The organism is Paenibacillus sp. Soil766 (assembly GCF_001428105.1).
Taxonomy (GTDB): domain Bacteria; phylum Bacillota; class Bacilli; order Paenibacillales; family NBRC-103111; genus Paenibacillus_E.
This window is the reverse complement of the sequence record NZ_LMSJ01000012.1, coordinates 110,819-127,811: the sequence shown is the minus strand read 5'-3', so window position 1 is coordinate 127,811 and position 16,993 is coordinate 110,819. Positions and strand designations below refer to the sequence as shown.

Sequence of the window (16,993 nt, the reverse complement as noted above, 5' to 3'; positions counted from 1 at the left end):
CGTTCGACACCCTTCTGATTCATTCCGTTTGAAAATGTGACATCTGTCTCTCCAATTGTCCAGATAGTTGGTTCAGCTTCGCAGAAAGCTCCAAAAGCTGCTCTCCGATCGTTAACTGCGTTGAACAGAGTGAGGCTACTTGTTCCGTCGAAGCAGATGATTCTTGCGATACAGCAGATACTTCAAATATGAATACGCCCGCCACTTACCTTTAACTATAAGGTTGAAGTGGGGGTTTCTAGTGTATCAACCTTACTTATTTCAGGATGCTTAACACCAGTGGAGTTGACACATTGATAGTTTTTGTACCATCCAACCCCTCTATCCCATTAGCTTCCTTGACAGATGCTTTTGGGAATACTTTTCGCATAATGTTGGCTGCGCCATTGACATCGGCATGGATTAAACCCTTCGCACTCTTATACAGTCCACGATGAATCCGTTTGCCTGAGAAGGTCCAAGTACCCTCTTGATTGTATCGCGGCAATGGATCATGTTCCAAGAAACTGGCTTTCGAGGTGTAGGCTTCTTCTGTCAAGATGACGGCTATTCCCTGTTCAGCGGCTTTATATTGAATCATCGAAACGAGCATCTGATGAGGGATATGACAGTAAGACTGATTGTTTCGCCGCCCGATATCAGACGATTGCTTCCACCCGTCGTTATGCCCGATGACGATTGTGCCGATGTTTTGCTCTGCAGCCAGCTTGATGATATGATAACTCGCCTTGTGGAACAAGTCTTTGAGCTTGCGATGGCGCTTCAGATGCAATCGTTCTAAACGGTGGGAAGTACGTACGCCTTCATGCGGCTCCTTACCTTGCCGAAGAATACTTGTATAACGAGCCTTCATCTTGTTGTAATACTGATTGATGGCTTTAACTACCTTGCCCTTCAACAAAACCGGTTTGGAACCGGTCGTGGTGACGATGGTTGCAAGATTGTCAACGCCAAGGTCGATCGCTAGTACATGTTCTTTCTCTGCTTCTCTCTCCTCAATCCGACGTGCAAAGACCATTTCCACCACGTATTGTCCATATCTTGGAACAACACGCACTTGCTTCAACTGTCCATCGGTATAACCCAGCTTCCCGATGTTAAGCTGCATCCGCGTTTTCGGAAGTTTAAGATATTTCCGTTCCTTGATCACACAATCTTGATTCGTGAAAACCACTTCTTTTGCTTGACTGCGAACGTAGCCCGGAATACGTGGCTTTCCGCTATACTTCTCTGGATGGTTACGATAGTCCTTTATACTCGCGAAGAAGGACTTCCAGTTCTGAAATACAACCTGCATGACCCCTTGACTGCTCTGCATAGGGAGCGTTCGATAGTCGACTTGTGCCATCACTTTGAATAAGGCGTCCAGAAAGCGGTAATTGACAAAAGGACTCTCTTGCGATGGTAATTGAAACGGAAAGGAACGGTTCTTCTCACTCAGTCGTTCATTCATGGCGCCAATGTTCGTCTGAAGTAGGTCCATCACTTGTTGCTGTAATGGCTGTAGTGGTTGATTCTGCCTAAAAGCGGTGAACACTTGTCGTATATAAAAGTTAGTCGTATTGTAGAGGTTCTTGGCATCTTGATACACCTGCTCCAGGTACGGATACAACCGATGCCCGGGTTTGATCCATACTTGGTGAGTTCTGTAAACTGACTTTGGCTCTGACATGACTTCACTTCCAGTCCAAATAGATAATTAGAACAAATGTTCTGTAATATCATTTTACCGCATATGAATTGGAAAAGGAAGAACATTTAGGGGGGCACTCAGGAAGTCGCGGATTCACCTCGCCACTTGTAGAAGTGGGAGTCCTCTCGGCGGAATTGATAGACTGTCCGTGTACCTTTGTACAACTAGCCGATCTCCTATAACTAAAAAAAGGGCACTACTCGACAAAGTGTGTCAACTAATGCCCTTACTTTCAACTACCTACGTTGCATCCATCTTCGCTGGCTAAGCAACCGCTGCAAAATGATAAACATAAACAATAGAATGCCAATTATGATCTTCGTCCACCACGAGCTTAGTGTGCCTTCAAAACTAATAATGGTTTGGATCACACCTTGAATCATAACGCCAAAGAAGGTTCCAACGATATAGCCTACGCCGCCCGTAAGCAGCGTACCACCGATGACGACAGCTGCAATCGCATCTAATTCCATCCCCATCGCATGCAAGCCATAGCCAGAAAGCATATAGAAGGTAAAAACTACACCAGCAAGAGCTGAACAGAATCCGCTAAACGCATAGATTAACATTTTGGTACGTCCGACAGGCAGCCCCATCAATAGGGAAGATTGCTCACTTCCACCTAAAGCATACGTCGTTCTTCCAAAGCGTGTGTAATGTGCAATGTAGAAGCCTAAGAATACAACAAGTAAGGCGATAATGACGCTAATGGATACAAAATTGCCACCAGGCAAACGAATCTTCGTTTGAGCTACACTGGTATAGAAAGAATTATCAATGGTGATCGTGTTAATACTTATGAGGTAACACAATCCCCTAGCAAGGAACATCCCAGACAACGTTACAATGAACGGTTCGATTTTGAAATAATGAATAATAGCTCCCATTCCCCAACCAAACAACGATCCAATTACCAATACCAGTGGAATGACTAAGCCAGGCGGCCAACCCGCATGAACTAAACTAGCCGAAACCATCGTTGTAAATGCAATCACGGACCCAACCGATAAGTCGATTCCCCCTGAAATGATTACGAATGTCATACCGACAGCCACGATCAGTAGAAAGGCATTATCAATCAGAAGATTCATCAAAACTTGTAAGGAAAAGAATCCCGTGTATCGGAATGAACCGATCGCAAACATGAGCATAAATAAGCCAATCGTCACCATGATGGGGATATGCTGTTTCTTAAACATGTTGCTTAACCTCCCTCTCTGCTGGATAATGACGGGTTTTCCATCTGAATGCAATGGATTTACGGAAGGATTCCGATTGAATTAAGCAAACGATCAATACGACGAATGCTTTGACGACCAAAGTCACTTCCGGCGGTACGCCAATCATGTAAATCGTCGTTGTCAGCGTCTGAATGATCAGCGCGCCCACAAGTGTTCCTGCTAAGTAAAACCGTCCGCCTGTTAGCGAAGTACCTCCAATGACGACAGCTAAGATCGCATCAAGTTCATACCACAAGCCCGCATTATTTCCATCCGCACTGGAGACATTGGAACTTAATATCAGTCCTGCGACTCCCGCACATAAACCACAGAACATGTAGACGAAGAACATGATCGTCTTCGATTTCACACCTGCAAGCTTACTAGCCGTAGGCTTGCAACCAACGGATTCAATGAATAATCCGAGAGCTGTTTTTCTAGTTAATAGATAAGCAATTAGAAATACGATCGCCACGATAAAAATAGAAAACGGCAATGTGGCTAGAGATCCTGCGCCAATAAACTTATAGTTGGAATTGGAAATGGTAATAATTTGCCCACTCGTAATTAATTGAGACACGCCGCGCCCCGATACCATTAAGATCAATGTAGCGATAATTGGCTGCATCCCGATATTGGCGACTAAGAATCCATTCCAAATCCCCAAAACTACAGAGATAATTAACGCGATCCCCACCGAAACGATGACATTTAGTAAGCTGCCATCCCCATTGCTAATATTCATACATGCGATGGCTCCTGAAATTGCGACAACAGAACCAACGGAGAGATCAACCCCTTTGGTTGCCGCAATGACCAGTGTCATGCCGATAGAAACAATAATTAAAGGAGAACCAAAGTTCAAAATATCAATTACGCTGCCATATAAGTGTCCTTCCCGTATTTTTATGGAAAAGAAATCGGGAGAATACAGTAAGTTAAATACAAGTAATGCACACAAAAAAGTTAATGGCCAAAACAAATGATGCTTTACCATGTTCATCAACCCCCCGCAATTGCCTTCATGACATTTTTCTGTGTAATTTCATTGCCGACCATTTCTTGGACCTTGTGCCGATCACGTAAGACGACAATACGATGACTTACGCGTAAGACTTCTTCTAATTCAGATGAAATAAAGAGGACCGACATCCCTTTTTGAGCTAATGATAGAACTAGTCTCTGAATCTCAGCCTTAGCTCCAATATCAATTCCTCTAGTCGGTTCATCCAGAATTAATAAATTTGGATCCGTTAGCAAACAACGAGCAAGCAGAACCTTTTGTTGGTTGCCGCCGCTTAAATTTTTAATCAGATGTTCAGGATTCGATGGATTAATATTTAGCGCGCGTATATAATCATTCGCCATGTCATCTTGACGCTTTCTCGAGATCGTTTTAAACCAACCTTGAGACGCTTGAAGCGCCAATATAATATTCTCACGCACCGTTAGATCATCAATAATACCTTCTAATTTACGATTCTCCGAACAAAAAGCGATACCTTGATCAATCGCCTGCCTTGGAGAATTAATCGCTTCGGAGGAAGCGGCGATTGTCACATCACCAGAATCAGCCTTATCCGCTGCAAAGAATAACCTGGCCAATTCGGTTCTACCTGAGCCCAGCAATCCAGCCAAACCGACAATTTCCCCTTTATGAATGATAAGATCCACAGGTTCGATAGATCCTTTTTTTCCAATCTGAGTGGCCTCAATCAAGACCTCTTTCTTCTTATGATGTTCGGCTTCACCTTTCGGCAGTTCTTCAAGTACATCCAGATCTTTCCCAATCATCTTTGAAACTAGTTCTATACGAGGAAGTTCTTTAGCCAGATATTCCCCTATAAACTCTCCATTCCGGAGTATGGTTATTCGATCCGAAATATCATAAACTTGATCTAAGAAATGAGTGACGAAGAGAATGGCAAGTCCTTCATTTTTCAATCTCGTCATGACAGAAAATAACTGCACAACCTCTCCCCTATCCAAACTAGAGGTCGGCTCGTCAAGTATTAACACTTTTGCAGATATACTCAAAGCTCTTGCAATCGCTACTAGTTGTTGAACGGCCACTGAAAATGCTTGCAACGGTTGTGTCACATCGATTTCAAGATTCATTCTTTTCTTAAGCAACTCTCTGGCATTCTGATTCATTTCTTTCCATAAAATTCGTCCGAAGCGACGAGGTTCACGTCCAATATAAATATTCTCAGCGACCGACAGATTCGCGCATAAATTAACCTCTTGATATACCGTACTAATGCCTGAATTCTGCGCGTCAAGCGGGCTATGGATTTTAATTGCTAGATTGTCTAACTCAACACGCCCTTGATCGATTGAATGGACACCTGTAAGAACTTTAATCAAAGTAGATTTGCCAGCTCCATTTTCACCCATCAATGCGTGAACTTCTCCAGGGAACAACCTGAAATTTACGTTGGTTAATGCTTTTACACCCGGAAACTGCTTATGAATTCCGGTCATCTGCAACACCGGCCCATGTTGATTCATACGGCCACTCCTCTCCTTTACAAAGCTAAAGCTGCCCCACACGAGGTAGATGGAGCAGCTTTGCTCTATTTTTATAGGGTGATACTAGTACTGACGATTTGGCAATTCACGTTTGGCATCTTCCGATGTGAATACGCCTTCTTTGGTAACAATACGTTTCGGAATTTCTTTACCAGCTAGAACATCATTGACAGCTTGCATCAATTGGCCGCCAAGCAATGGATTACATTCTACGATGAAATTAATTTTGCCTTCGCTTGCTGCAACAAAGCCGTCTTTCACACCATCAACAGAAATAATGATGATATCTTTACCTGGTTTAAGTCCCGCTTCTTCAATTGCTTGGATTGCTCCGAGCGCCATATCGTCGTTATGTGCATACAGAACGTTGATGTTCTTATTCGCTTTCAAGAAAGATTGCATAACTTCTTTCCCTTTGGCACGTGTGAAATCACCCGTTTGGGAAGCAATAATTTTCAGGTTAGGGTTCGATTTAATAATTTCGCCAAAGCCAGCTTTACGGTCATTCGCAGGTGCAGAACCTGTTGTACCTTGTAGTTCTACGATATTAACAACATCTTTCGCGTCTTTATATTTATCTACTAGCCATTTACCTGCACTGCGACCTTCTTCAACGAAATCGGAACCAATGAAAGTTCTGTATAGGGAAGTATCCTTCGAATCTACTGAACGATCCGTTAAGATAACGGGAATGCCAGCATCCTTCGCTTCTTTCAATACCGTATCCCATCCGGATTCTACAACTGGCGAGAAGGAGATGACATCTACTTTCTGTTGGATATAGGTACGAATAGCTTTAATTTGATTTTCTTGCTTTTGTTGTGCATCGGAGAATTTCAATTCAATTCCTGCTGCTTTGGCAGAATCTTGGATAGATTTCGTATTCGCTGAACGCCAGCCGCTTTCCGCACCTACTTGAGCAAAACCTAGCGTAATCGTTTTATTAGCTTTAGGCGTAGCCGCCGCTGCTGATGCAGCTGGAGTTGCTGTCGCCGCTGCTCCTGGGCTTGCTGCTGTCTTCGTGGAACTGCCACAACCTGCTGTAATCATCATCATTGCTGTAGCTAACAAAACTACCCCTAGTGTCTTTTTAGATTTCATTTGTTGTTTCCTCCCTTTTGTTCACCTGTTTGCTTCGGTGTAACCAAAGTATAGGATACGCGCCATGCTAGGGTATACGGAGTTTCATTGACTATTCTTATAAATTCTTATTCACTTTTGGATGGAAACTATCAAAACCTTCACTTTTTTATTTAGAAAGTGTAGTTTTATGTCTGATGATTGCGTTTTCATATTGATTGATTCATAATTTGGATAAGATTCCACAAATCAGAATCAATGAAAGGCTATTATATTATGGGCATCTATCGGAAAATAACATCCAGCCTTCGTGCCAAGTTGCTAACGATGTTCGTCATCCTAACCTGTCTTCCTTTAATCATCGTAGGATTAGTTTCCTATAATAAATCGTACAATACCGTATTTACGAACAGTAAATCTGCAACAATGATGCTTGCCTCCCAATTAGCAACAAACATTGATAATGTTTTTACCGATACGAAAAAGCTTCTGGAATTAGAGAAAAATCCGAATGTGCTGCGCTTTTTATTTTCACAAACAGATTTAAATGTTGATGCGCGAGAGATCTTACAAACGATGTCTTCCTATAGACAAACCTATCAATATGACAGCGTTCTTAATATAACGATGATTAATTTATATGGCCGAGGAATTAGTGAGAGGAAAGGTGTGTTTCAACTAAACCGAGATTCATTGCGGAATCCGCATTTCGAGTATCTAATTCAACATCCGGAGGCGATCCTGAACATCCCCCCAGATGACCCATCTTCCTTAGAACCGCTGGATGGTTTCCAATACCAAAATCATCGTATTATATCTATCGTGTCCACTGTCAAACAGCGTGTCACCCATGAAGTCATTGGCTTCATCATAATTGATGTTGACGACAGTATTGTGAAACAATTTTGCGATAATGTGAGTATTGGGAAAAGCGGTTTTTTCTATGTTGCTGATAGCAAAGGTAATGCGATTTTCATCCCATCGAAAGCGACTTACTCCACAAAGTGGCCGCAGTTCAAAAACATTTCATCTATTATTGAAAGCAATAACAAAGAATATGTTGATAATACGGATGGAAAGCCACAATTTATCGTAACTTCTCCGTCATCATCCACAGGATGGCATATCGTAGGGGTCGTACCGCTGCAGGAAATTGTAGAAGAAGCGAACTCCATAAGGCAACTCATCATCATAAGCGTGTTGCTCAGCATCATATTTGCTATTTCCTTGCATCTATTCGTCTCTAATCGTCTGACAAGACCCGTTCGCATCTTAAAGAATAAAATGCAGCTCGCTGCCTCCGGTTTTCTTGAAGCGAAGGTTGTTCTTACCGGTACCGATGAAATTGCTGATTTAGGGAACAGTTTTAACGTGATGATCGGAAAAATTCGCATGTTGCTTGACCAGAGTATTAAAGAACAACAGGAAATCAAGAAATCAGAACTCCGAGCTTTGCAGGCGCAGATTAATCCGCATTTTTTATATAATACGTTAGATTCCATTCTTTGGCTGGCACAATCGGAGAAAAAGGATCAAGTTGTCCAGATGGTTATGGCCTTATCCAAACTATTCCGAATTAGTTTAAGCAAAGGAAAGGATTGGATCACATTTGATAAGGAAATTGAGCATCTTCAAAGTTATTTAACGATCCAACAGATGCGGTATCGTGATATTTTGGAATATCAAATCGAAATTGATGCAAGTCTACATTCGCTACTTATTCTTAAAATGACTTTACAGCCCATTGTTGAAAATGCGCTCTATCATGGACTCAAAAACAAACGTGGTAGAGGGCTGATTCGAGTAACTGCTAGAATTGATGATGAGAATACATTCATTATTGTGGTTGAAGATAATGGAAAGGGAATTACAGAAGATCGGCTTAACCAGTTGCGAAACGATTTAATGAATCCTCACACCCCGCAAGAAACGGGAAATGAAGTATCAGGTGGATTCGGATTACACAATGTTCACCGACGAATTCGGTTATATTACGGAGAATCATCAGGTGTTCAGGTAGAAAGCACGGAAGGCGAAGGCACTAAAGTTACCATTCGAATACCATGTGAGTGGGGTTGATCGTAGATGAAAAAAATAGTCCTTGTTGATGACGAAATATTAATTAGAGAGACGATTCGGGACTGTATTGAATGGGAGAAAGAAGGGTTTATTTTCAGTGGGGATGCTTCCGATGGTGAAGTAGCTCTACCTATCATAGAACGCGTTCAGCCAGACATATTAATTACGGATATTCTCATGCCTTTTATGAATGGGCTTGAGCTTAGCAGCATTATGCGCAAACAATTTCCTGATATGAAAATCATCATCATCAGCGGACATGCCGAGTTTGAATACGCTCGAACTGCTATGCAGATTGGCGTGCAAGAATACTGTTTGAAACCGATTAGTCCCACTGAGCTCGTTAAGGTTATCCGCAAAGTCAGTGATGAAATTGATAAAGAACGGGAAATCAAAGCCCAACTTCTCCTGTTGAAAGAAAAAGAAAATGCGGAGAGTACAGTAACACAAGACAAGTTATTAAATGATTTGTGCAGCGGATTTATGACAACTTCCGAAGTGATGCATCACAGTGCCTCCATTCAGTTGACGATTATTTCATCTTATTATGTCGTGACCGTACTAGATCTACGAGATACAGAGTCTTACAAACATGAAGACATGATGGCCTTGCAAGAACATGAGCGCTTGCTATTGCAAAAGTGCCTGCATCTGAAGGAAAACTATACGCAACTCATGTTCCAGCGCAGCCGCTCTGAAAGCGTTTGGATCATTAAAGGCGATACCTTAGCGTGTTTGAAGCAAGAACTCCAACAATTCCATGACTTGCAAAAAGCAATTTCTGAAGAAGCTCTTTCAACCCCGATCTCTATCGGAATAGGCAGTGTGCAGGATCGTCTCCAGAATGTACATCTCTCCTTTCTTGATGCGATGGAAGATGCGCATTGGCGCAGATTATCTCGTCAAAATCGAAATGTACTCAGTGAATTGAAGTCAGAAACGTTAGATCCGACTCTCTTTCTTGATCGAGGGGCATTCATGGATTTCTTAAAAATAGGGTCTCACAGCAAACTAGAAGCCTTTGTCTCAGCATATGCCGCAGCCATTGTCGACATTGATTGGCAAACATCGTCTATTGGTTTTTATATGTTAAATGATGTGACGATTGAAGCTTTCCGTTCAAATAAAGATATGTACCGCCATCTACCCGAGCCAGATAAGTCTCTCCAACACTTCCAACAGATGATAGGAGCGATTCGCAATTGGGAAGAAGCTTGCACCTATCTCGTTAAATTGATTGAACAATTTTGGACTTGGCGAGCTCGTATATTTGACAAATATGGTGATATGATTGTAAAAGTCAAAGAATTCATGCAAGCGAATTTCGATAAAGATAACTTTTCCTTACAAGATGCTGCTGAATATGTAAACTTAAGTACGAACTACTTGAGCCGCGTATTTAGCCAAGAAACAGGGCAAACGTTCATTGAATTTCTAACACAAATACGGATTCGAAAAGCGATGGAACTGCTTAAAAGCACTTCTGCCAAATCCTATGAAATTGCGTTCTTAGTGGGGTATAATGATCCACATTATTTTTCTAATCTGTTTAAACGATTGACCGGTATGACCCCCAAAGAATTTAGGAAAAATGGAACAGCTGAGGAAGCACTCGACATACTGAAGGGAGACACGCCTCATGCGGCTGATTAAATGGCTGGCACTCACATGTATGCTGTCACTTCTTTTAACGGGATGCATGGGGTCTACGCCTTCAGTTCCACAAGATTCTTTTACTCATACCAACAAGCCTGAGCCAACGATTACGAACGATAGACGTGCTAGCCAACTTACGTTTGGAATCATTTACCCAATGGCCCATCCCTTCTATGAAATGATGACAGATTCAATTGAAAATGCAAGCAAACCTCATGCCCTTCAACTCATCTTCAAAGCACCTGACGAAATTAATCTGGAACAGCAAATCAGAATGATGGAGACCATGATTGCGCAAAAGGTAAATGGCATTGCCATAGATCCAATCGATCCTATCTCGTTAGCCCCCTACATAGATAAGGCTGCACAAGCTGGTATTCCCGTTATTTGTTTCGAATCCGATGTACCCAACAGTAGAAGGTATTCCTTTATTGGTACAGATGCCCTTAAAGAGGGAATTCTTATGGGGCAGATCATTGATCGCTATCTGAAAGGAAAAGGAATGATTATCATTGAGGGGAGTTTATCACAGTCTCCTCAGCTGAAACGTCGCCTCGAGGGGATCATGCAATATTTGGATGAACATACCGAAATACAAATTCTCGATATTAAATATCATCTTGGAGATAATGAAAAAGCCATTATTGATCTGGAATCTATGATCGATGCACATCCTCACTTTGACGCGCTCGTTCCTCTGGATATAATTTCCAGTTCAAATGCTATCCTCGTTTGGAAAGCCCAAGGCTTGAAACGATATGCCTTAACTTTTGGCATGACACCTGATGTCAAAGAAGCCTTAATCAATGGTCAAATCAACGCGGCCATCTCTGAGAATGAGCAGCATTGGGGGGATCGGATTATCGAACAATTACTTGCTGCTTCTAGAAATGTTTCTTCATCGAATTGGGTAGATACGGGGTTTGAAGAAATAAAGCAAAGTGATGTGGCTAATGAATATTAGTAGATCTCCCTAATCAGAATAATTCACAATACTGAAATAATTACAAAGGAGCCACCCGGATGATTTCGGGTGGCTCTAATTTCGTCGTTAGTCATTATTGCAACAGCCTTCATTTTCGTTAAAATGCCCGGATCGCTCGATTTTCGTTTTCAAATATTTCTCGTTATACTCGGAGACATCTCCCCAAAGCTGCACTCGATCCTCTACATCTAGACCTGCCTTACTCAGGGCGTCTAATTTCTTAGGATTGTTTGTCATCAGTGTGACTGGCTTTGTTCGAAGTGCTTTTAATACCTTGATCGCGTCGCTATAATCTCGTGAATCATCCACAAAACCAAGTTGAAGATTCGCATCCACCGTATCATATCCATTTTCTTGCAGAATATAGGCAAGCGCTTTGCTGAAGAGCCCAATTCCTCGTCCTTCATGATTCGCCAGATAAAATAACGCGCCGCTTCCATGATCGGCAATATGTTTCAACGACTGATGGAGCTGATATCCGCAGTCACATCGCTTGCTGCCAAATATATCTCCGGTATGACAAATGGAGTGAAACCGAATCAAGGCATGATCTGCCTGTTCAAAATCCCCATGGACAAGAACACTCGATTGTTGATATTCCGCTAAATTAGCAGAAGATAATTTGGCGACAATACGCTCAAAGTCTTCCGTTACTTCATTGCAATTGAGCCAGCAGTACCAATTAAACTGGATAATCTCCCCAAATAAGTTAACTGGCAGCTTAATAGGTCCAACAAGATATACCGCCCCTTCGTCGGTTTTGATCAGTTTTATTTTCTCTTGTAAAAGCGAAATCACTTTAGGATCAAAACTTTGTACATCAGGCATGAATACTTCTCCTTTTCAAACTGCGTATGGGATTTCCGACACATCCTATCATCTGTCTTTCTTAATCCGCTAATACAACCATCACATAAATGATTAGCACGATTGCCATACAGCAAGCAAATTTGTAATTGGGCACGACCACTTCAAACACCGGCTTCTTAAATAGACCAGCTAGCAAATTATTCACAGCCGAGGCTGGTGATATGGGGTTGGATAAGCTCCAACTTCCCAACAATAACACTGCGAAATACAAAGGACTGATCTGTACGCTTGCCGGATCAATGCCGCCTGCAAGAATGGTTACCGGCACGATCGGGTGAAGACCAATTAACGATGATCCCCCTATGAGTAGCACTGTGAATAGCGAGAATGTTATAGTTACCGACAGTGGTATATGCTCGAGCATTGCCGGAACCGAGGCTCCAAACTTGGTTGCACCAATTGAACCGCTAAAAAAACCGGCAGCCAAAAATAGTGTAATTTCCTTCTGCAAGGCGGGTAGCGTGACGGTAACATGATTCTTCAAACCTTGCCTGTATACGGTCATCGCCCCTTTAGCCATGCACCAAATTAGCGGAAATAATACCGCAGCCATACAAATTAATATAACCATCGGCAATTCGACTAACCGTTCCAAAATCAATATAGTGATTATTGCGGATATTAAGTATATACCAAGCCCTATCGGAAAAACCAAACTCCCTAGCCTCGGAGTCGACTCCTGTTGTGTTTGGACAGTTTCAGCCCTCCGCAGTTCCCGGAAATCGACCGCCAAGCTCACCACAAGACTTAGGAAAGCTAATCCGAGCATATAAGGAAGAACGGACGACCAAGGCAATTCAAGCGCCGTTGTCACGAGCGTCATCGCAGCGAAATACGGCGACCATAGAATCGCCCCCGCAAATCCCCTGTTTAACGCATTGGCAAGCATTCGGGACATACCGGGTTGCGGCTTTACAAAAATCATTTGATAGACGACAGGGATCGAACCGACGTTAATAAACACACCCATAATTTGTGTAAAAAACTGCGTTCCTATGAATAAAGCTGCTTTGCTGCGAAAGTTTTCTTCGTAGAAATGCTTCAGAGCTTCGACATATTCGGGAATCCGGACCGGAAGTCCGAACAATGGCGCGAATAGAAATAGCGTTACGATCGTCACATTGATTCCCGCTGACACGAACCATACGGAAGCCTCCACTTTTTGAAGCAACATGAGAACTGTCCCGGCAACCATAAAGGATACTGTAAGCCAGAAGGTTACTCCCTTCAGATTCGGCAACAATATGGCGATTGCCAAGAAGACAAGGCCTCCTAGCACAGGAGTTAGCATCTCCAATTGCGTCAGCTGCTGTACAATATAAACCGCGGCAATAGAGAATATAAGCATCCTCTCTATTGCCGCTTTACTTGCGGATTTCATCCGATCCGCCCTCTTTTCATTAGTTAAACTGCCAGCAGCTTAAGCTTAGGTTGCCGTATTGGTAGCAGCGGTGAAGCAGCTTCGCTTGACGATTGGAGTCTCCGGATCCCATTGCAAGAAACAGCGGAATAAAGTGTTCATTCGTTGGCACAGCCTCTCGAGCATTTGGAGCCAGATCATAATATTGAAATAGCGCCTCTGTATCCCATGACTCAATCTTATTCTGAAGCCAGTTGTCGAACTTCTCAGCCCAATCGTCGTTTCCTTGGGACTGCCAATTCAATCTTCTTAAATTATGAACGGTTCCTCCGCTTCCGATAATGAGAACATCTTGTTCCCTAAGCTCCCCCAACGCTTTGCCGATCCGGTACTGCTGCTCGTTGCTCAGGTGACGATTCACGGATAGTGCGACTACCGGGATATCGGCCTCCGGATACAGCAGCTTCAAAACCGCCCAAGCTCCGTGGTCAAGTCCTCTACTCTCATTCAGAACACTCTGAATGCCTTGCTTTTCAAATAGCGCTCGAACATGCTCACTTAGTGCTCGATCACTCTTGGCCGGGTAGGTCATCGTATAAAGTTCATCTTGAAACCCGCCAAAATCATAGATGGTATCATACGTTTCAGCAGCGCTGACCGTCTGTACAGTTTCTTCCCAGTGAGCGCTAAAGAGTACGATTGCTTTCGGTCTAGGTGTATTGTCCTTAAAACTCTTCAACAGTTGTGTGTATTCGTTATCCTCAAGTACGATCGACGGGGCGCCATGCGCGAAAAAATAGGAAGGCATCATATCGCTTCTCACTCCTTTATTATAATCAAACCAGCATCCTGCTTAAGCCAGCTCAGAAAATCAAACTGGTTCTCTTCAGATACTCCGTGGTCAGTTGGGTATAATTTAAATGTTAAACGCTGTGTCTTATCCTTGAAATACGCCGCCGACTCGTGACCGATCCGAACAGGGAATATGGAATCATATTCGCCATGTGAAATAAATACGGATACGTCCTTCACACTTCGGAGCGGATACTCCGTCTTCACGAATTCAGGAACGTACCCGTTCAGCGAAACAATTCCCTTCAGCCCATCACCCATGATAAGTGCTAGTGTCATCGAGAGGATTGCGCCTTGGCTAAAGCCCAGCAAATACCGTTTGCTTGGATCGATTGGATACTTTTCCGTCGCATAATAAATGAAAGCTTCGAGTTGTTTAGCGGCTTCATCAAACATCTCACGGATGGGATTGCCTAGGCTTTTCAAATCATAATACTGATAACCCGAGCCAAGAAGTAGATTGCCGCGGATACCTATTATAATGAAATCATCTGCCAACGGAGCGACCAAACTGAACATATTATTTTCATTGGACCCTTTGCCATGCAGAGTAAAGACGACTGGATATTTCTTGTCAGGATCCATATTGACCGGTAAATGAACATCATATTGATAAAACGGATTCATCATAATCCCCCTTACTCGTAAGTTATGCTCTGCGTTTGTTCATAATAAGACGGTCGACTGAGAGAGTCGACTGCTCAGCAACAACTAGATACAACAAAACCAACATAAATCCAAGATCCAACTCATAACCAGCTATTTGCCCATCTCCCATAAGTCCTGCCGAAAGCTTCGTTGTTACAATTGCACCGAATAACATAATTACTATCAATCCTGATACATATCGAGTAAACAGTCCCACAATCAGCATAATACCGCCGACTAGTTCAAGTATTGCTACGAAATAAGCCAAAAATCCCGGTACACCGATAGAACTGAACCACGCCTCAACATTGCTGAGTCCCATTTGAAACTTATTGATTCCATGCATCATAAATATGATTCCCATCACCACACGCATAATAATTGAAATAACTGCTGTTTTTGTCATTCCTATTCCCTCTCCCCACGAAATATTAGTAATAATGAAATAAATTTTATATAACTAATTTAAATCAAAACGCATTGACTTGTCAATATATAAATTGTTAATATGAAATTATAATTCCTATTACTAATATTTAAGGGGTGCATAAGGATGGATATCGGCTCCACGATACGAGCGATTCGGAAGAGAAAAAATATTACCATCGCTCAAATTTGCGAAGAAACCGGCTTGTCCCAAGGCTTCATGAGTCAGGTTGAAACGAATAAAACGTCCCCCTCTATAGCAACGTTGGAACATATAGCACAGGCTTTGAAGGTGCCATTAGCTTATTTGCTCCTTAAGAAAGAAGATAGAATGAATATTGTTCGAAAGAATGACCGAAGAACCACAACAAGCGGTTCCGAGAAACTGAAGGTGGAACATCTTAGCTCTACGAAGAACGTTAGAATGATGCTGGTAGAGTTCCCGCCAGGAGCCTCAACAGGAGACGTACCTCACGCTCATGAAGGTGAGGAGGTTCATGTGGTCGTTAAAGGAAGCATATACGCAGAGCAGGGAGAGGATGGGGCTGAATTCGGAGAGGGTGATTCGTTCAGTTGGAACGCATGCACCCCCCATGTGGTAAAAAATATAGGGGAAGATACGGCAATCGTGCTGATATCGATCTATACAGAAAGTGACAGCGGACTAGACCTTATCTAAAAGTGTAAACTAAAAAGACAACTTCAACTGAGCCATGCGGCCAAGTTGAGGATGTCTTTTTTTACAATCACATCTTGCTAATTGGAAAAGCTTCGTTTTTAGAAACACGTATCATTTCACTAGGGAAAAATTTCTTGAAGTACTTTTCAACCTTGATATGGATATCTTTTTGATACCATTTGGATAGTTCGTGTTCTTCGAATAAGCGAGGCATTCCTAATCGTTCTGAACGTTTCCCCATCGAACCATCCCCGATATGCAGTGTATCGATCCATATTCGATCAGCAATCCCCTCCAAAATTTTAGGGAAATCAGGCGTAAACGGTAAAACAGGAGAAATAGAAGCTTGGCTTGAAATACCGGCATCATGTAGTTCTCTTAGCGCTTTTAATCGCAATTTGATTCCTGGCGCATAGGGAGCAAAAATTCGTTTCATATCTTCTCGATCCGTTTCAATCGTCATCGATACAAGTACATGACATTTTTCTTTCAAAATGACTAGTAAATCAAGATCCCTTGTAATGAGTGGGCTTCTTGTCTGAATTTGGAGTAAATCTGGCGGGTTTTCAATCATTTCTTCTAGTACTCGTCGTGTAACAGCAGCCTTTCGTTCAATCGGTTGGTAAGGATCGGTTGCCGAAGACATAAAAATATTGACCGTTTTGTTTTTTCGACGAAGCTTCGTCATTTCATTTCGGTAATTTTCAGCCGCATTTGTTTTAATGTCTACCCATTCTCCCCAGGGAATCTCTTTGAACTTTTGGATCGGCATTTCTCTCACGTAACAGTACTTACATGAAAATACACAACCGCTATAGGGATTCAAGGAATGGGTAAACCCTATATCTAAATAGCCTTTCGCTTCGCTAAGGACTTTCTTCGATAGAATCTCTTCTATATCAATTGGCATTCG

General features: G+C 42.4%; 16 protein-coding genes. 4 read left to right on the top strand and 12 right to left on the bottom strand.

From position 1 onward, the window contains the following. Positions 1-19 precede the first annotated feature (19 nt). The 6 genes from ASG89_RS37585 to ASG89_RS09990 all read right to left on the bottom strand — a co-directional run bounded on the left by ASG89_RS37585 (position 20) and on the right by ASG89_RS09990 (position 6,546). Complete coding sequence (locus ASG89_RS37585; protein WP_157276590.1) at positions 20-205, bottom strand: hypothetical protein; 186 nt, start codon at positions 203-205, stop codon at positions 20-22. 51 nt (positions 206-256) lie between these two features. Then, complete coding sequence (locus ASG89_RS10010) at positions 257-1,672, bottom strand: RNA-guided endonuclease InsQ/TnpB family protein (protein WP_057310442.1); 1,416 nt, start codon at positions 1,670-1,672, stop codon at positions 257-259. A gap of 257 nt (positions 1,673-1,929) precedes the next feature. Continuing rightward, positions 1,930-2,892, bottom strand: a complete 963-nt coding sequence (gene yjfF, locus ASG89_RS10005; protein ID WP_057310441.1) for a galactofuranose ABC transporter, permease protein YjfF — start codon at positions 2,890-2,892, stop codon at positions 1,930-1,932. Continuing rightward, positions 2,885-3,910, bottom strand: a complete 1,026-nt coding sequence (locus ASG89_RS10000) for an ABC transporter permease (protein ID WP_057310440.1) — start codon at positions 3,908-3,910, stop codon at positions 2,885-2,887. Before ASG89_RS10000 ends, yjfF begins: the two co-directional genes overlap by 8 nt. A 5-nt stretch (positions 3,911-3,915) precedes the next feature. Continuing rightward, positions 3,916-5,424 carry a sugar ABC transporter ATP-binding protein gene (locus tag ASG89_RS09995; RefSeq protein WP_057310439.1) on the bottom strand — a complete coding sequence of 503 codons (1,509 nt, stop codon included), beginning with the start codon at positions 5,422-5,424 and terminating at the stop codon, positions 3,916-3,918. Between the two features lie 84 nt (positions 5,425-5,508). Then, positions 5,509-6,546 (bottom strand): ABC transporter substrate-binding protein, encoded by a 1,038-nt coding sequence (locus ASG89_RS09990; protein WP_057310438.1) that lies wholly within the window; start codon positions 6,544-6,546, stop codon positions 5,509-5,511. A gap of 237 nt (positions 6,547-6,783) precedes the next feature. On the opposite strand from ASG89_RS09990, the gene ASG89_RS09985 reads away from it, so the two are divergent. Genes ASG89_RS09985 through ASG89_RS09975 form a run of 3 tightly spaced genes read left to right on the top strand, consistent with a single transcriptional unit; the run spans position 6,784 to position 11,224 of the window. Then, complete coding sequence (locus ASG89_RS09985) at positions 6,784-8,604, top strand: sensor histidine kinase (protein ID WP_235549692.1); 1,821 nt, start codon at positions 6,784-6,786, stop codon at positions 8,602-8,604. A gap of 6 nt (positions 8,605-8,610) precedes the next feature. Further along, entirely contained in the window at positions 8,611-10,257 is a 1,647-nt protein-coding gene (locus ASG89_RS09980) for a response regulator (RefSeq protein ID WP_057310436.1), read from the top strand. Then, positions 10,244-11,224: a sugar ABC transporter substrate-binding protein gene (locus ASG89_RS09975; protein WP_057310435.1), complete on the top strand. Its 981-nt coding sequence runs from the start codon at positions 10,244-10,246 to the stop codon at positions 11,222-11,224. Before ASG89_RS09980 ends, ASG89_RS09975 begins: the two co-directional genes overlap by 14 nt. An 87-nt stretch (positions 11,225-11,311) precedes the next feature. Here ASG89_RS09975 and ASG89_RS09970 read toward each other — a convergent pair whose 3' ends face one another. From ASG89_RS09970 to ASG89_RS09950, 5 genes are all read right to left on the bottom strand, one after another. Next, positions 11,312-12,073 (bottom strand): GTP cyclohydrolase II, encoded by a 762-nt coding sequence (locus ASG89_RS09970; protein ID WP_057310434.1) that lies wholly within the window; start codon positions 12,071-12,073, stop codon positions 11,312-11,314. Positions 12,074-12,134: 61 nt separating this feature from the next. Next, positions 12,135-13,463, bottom strand: coding sequence for a hypothetical protein (locus ASG89_RS09965; RefSeq protein ID WP_235549691.1), 1,329 nt, complete (start codon positions 13,461-13,463; stop codon positions 12,135-12,137). 52 nt (positions 13,464-13,515) lie between these two features. Further along, positions 13,516-14,286 carry a DODA-type extradiol aromatic ring-opening family dioxygenase gene (locus ASG89_RS09960; protein ID WP_057310432.1) on the bottom strand — a complete coding sequence of 257 codons (771 nt, stop codon included), beginning with the start codon at positions 14,284-14,286 and terminating at the stop codon, positions 13,516-13,518. Positions 14,287-14,294: 8 nt separating this feature from the next. Next, the gene (locus tag ASG89_RS09955; RefSeq protein ID WP_057310431.1) at positions 14,295-14,954 is read right to left on the bottom strand and encodes an alpha/beta hydrolase; all 660 of its coding nucleotides are present in this window, start codon (positions 14,952-14,954) and stop codon (positions 14,295-14,297) included. Between the two features lie 22 nt (positions 14,955-14,976). After that, positions 14,977-15,381 (bottom strand): DoxX family protein, encoded by a 405-nt coding sequence (locus tag ASG89_RS09950; RefSeq protein ID WP_057310430.1) that lies wholly within the window; start codon positions 15,379-15,381, stop codon positions 14,977-14,979. Positions 15,382-15,528: 147 nt separating this feature from the next. On the opposite strand from ASG89_RS09950, the gene ASG89_RS09945 reads away from it, so the two are divergent. Continuing rightward, positions 15,529-16,080: a helix-turn-helix domain-containing protein gene (locus tag ASG89_RS09945; RefSeq protein WP_057310429.1), complete on the top strand. Its 552-nt coding sequence runs from the start codon at positions 15,529-15,531 to the stop codon at positions 16,078-16,080. A gap of 67 nt (positions 16,081-16,147) precedes the next feature. On the opposite strand, the gene ASG89_RS09940 is transcribed toward ASG89_RS09945, so the two are convergent. Further along, positions 16,148-16,990, bottom strand: a complete 843-nt coding sequence (locus tag ASG89_RS09940; RefSeq protein WP_057310428.1) for an SPL family radical SAM protein — start codon at positions 16,988-16,990, stop codon at positions 16,148-16,150. Positions 16,991-16,993 lie beyond the last annotated feature (3 nt).

What these genes read in the sequence shown, in the direction of transcription:
- ASG89_RS09980 (WP_057310436.1), top strand. Translation starts at nt 8,611, where the DNA reads ATGAAAAAAATAGTCCTTGTTGATGACGAAATATTAATTAGAGAGACG.
- ASG89_RS09965 (WP_235549691.1), bottom strand. Translation starts at nt 13,463, where the DNA reads ATGCTTATATTCTCTATTGCCGCGGTTTATATTGTACAGCAGCTGACG.
- ASG89_RS09990 (WP_057310438.1), bottom strand. Translation starts at nt 6,546, where the DNA reads ATGAAATCTAAAAAGACACTAGGGGTAGTTTTGTTAGCTACAGCAATG.
- ASG89_RS09970 (WP_057310434.1), bottom strand. Translation starts at nt 12,073, where the DNA reads ATGCCTGATGTACAAAGTTTTGATCCTAAAGTGATTTCGCTTTTACAA.
- ASG89_RS10000 (WP_057310440.1), bottom strand. Translation starts at nt 3,910, where the DNA reads ATGGTAAAGCATCATTTGTTTTGGCCATTAACTTTTTTGTGTGCATTA.
- ASG89_RS09945 (WP_057310429.1), top strand. Translation starts at nt 15,529, where the DNA reads ATGGATATCGGCTCCACGATACGAGCGATTCGGAAGAGAAAAAATATT.
- ASG89_RS09960 (WP_057310432.1), bottom strand. Translation starts at nt 14,286, where the DNA reads ATGATGCCTTCCTATTTTTTCGCGCATGGCGCCCCGTCGATCGTACTT.
- ASG89_RS09950 (WP_057310430.1), bottom strand. Translation starts at nt 15,381, where the DNA reads ATGACAAAAACAGCAGTTATTTCAATTATTATGCGTGTGGTGATGGGA.
- ASG89_RS09955 (WP_057310431.1), bottom strand. Translation starts at nt 14,954, where the DNA reads ATGAATCCGTTTTATCAATATGATGTTCATTTACCGGTCAATATGGAT.
- ASG89_RS09995 (WP_057310439.1), bottom strand. Translation starts at nt 5,424, where the DNA reads ATGAATCAACATGGGCCGGTGTTGCAGATGACCGGAATTCATAAGCAG.
- ASG89_RS09940 (WP_057310428.1), bottom strand. Translation starts at nt 16,990, where the DNA reads ATGCCAATTGATATAGAAGAGATTCTATCGAAGAAAGTCCTTAGCGAA.
- ASG89_RS09975 (WP_057310435.1), top strand. Translation starts at nt 10,244, where the DNA reads ATGCGGCTGATTAAATGGCTGGCACTCACATGTATGCTGTCACTTCTT.
- yjfF (WP_057310441.1), bottom strand. Translation starts at nt 2,892, where the DNA reads ATGTTTAAGAAACAGCATATCCCCATCATGGTGACGATTGGCTTATTT.
- ASG89_RS10010 (WP_057310442.1), bottom strand. Translation starts at nt 1,672, where the DNA reads ATGTCAGAGCCAAAGTCAGTTTACAGAACTCACCAAGTATGGATCAAA.
- ASG89_RS09985 (WP_235549692.1), top strand. Translation starts at nt 6,784, where the DNA reads ATGAAAGGCTATTATATTATGGGCATCTATCGGAAAATAACATCCAGC.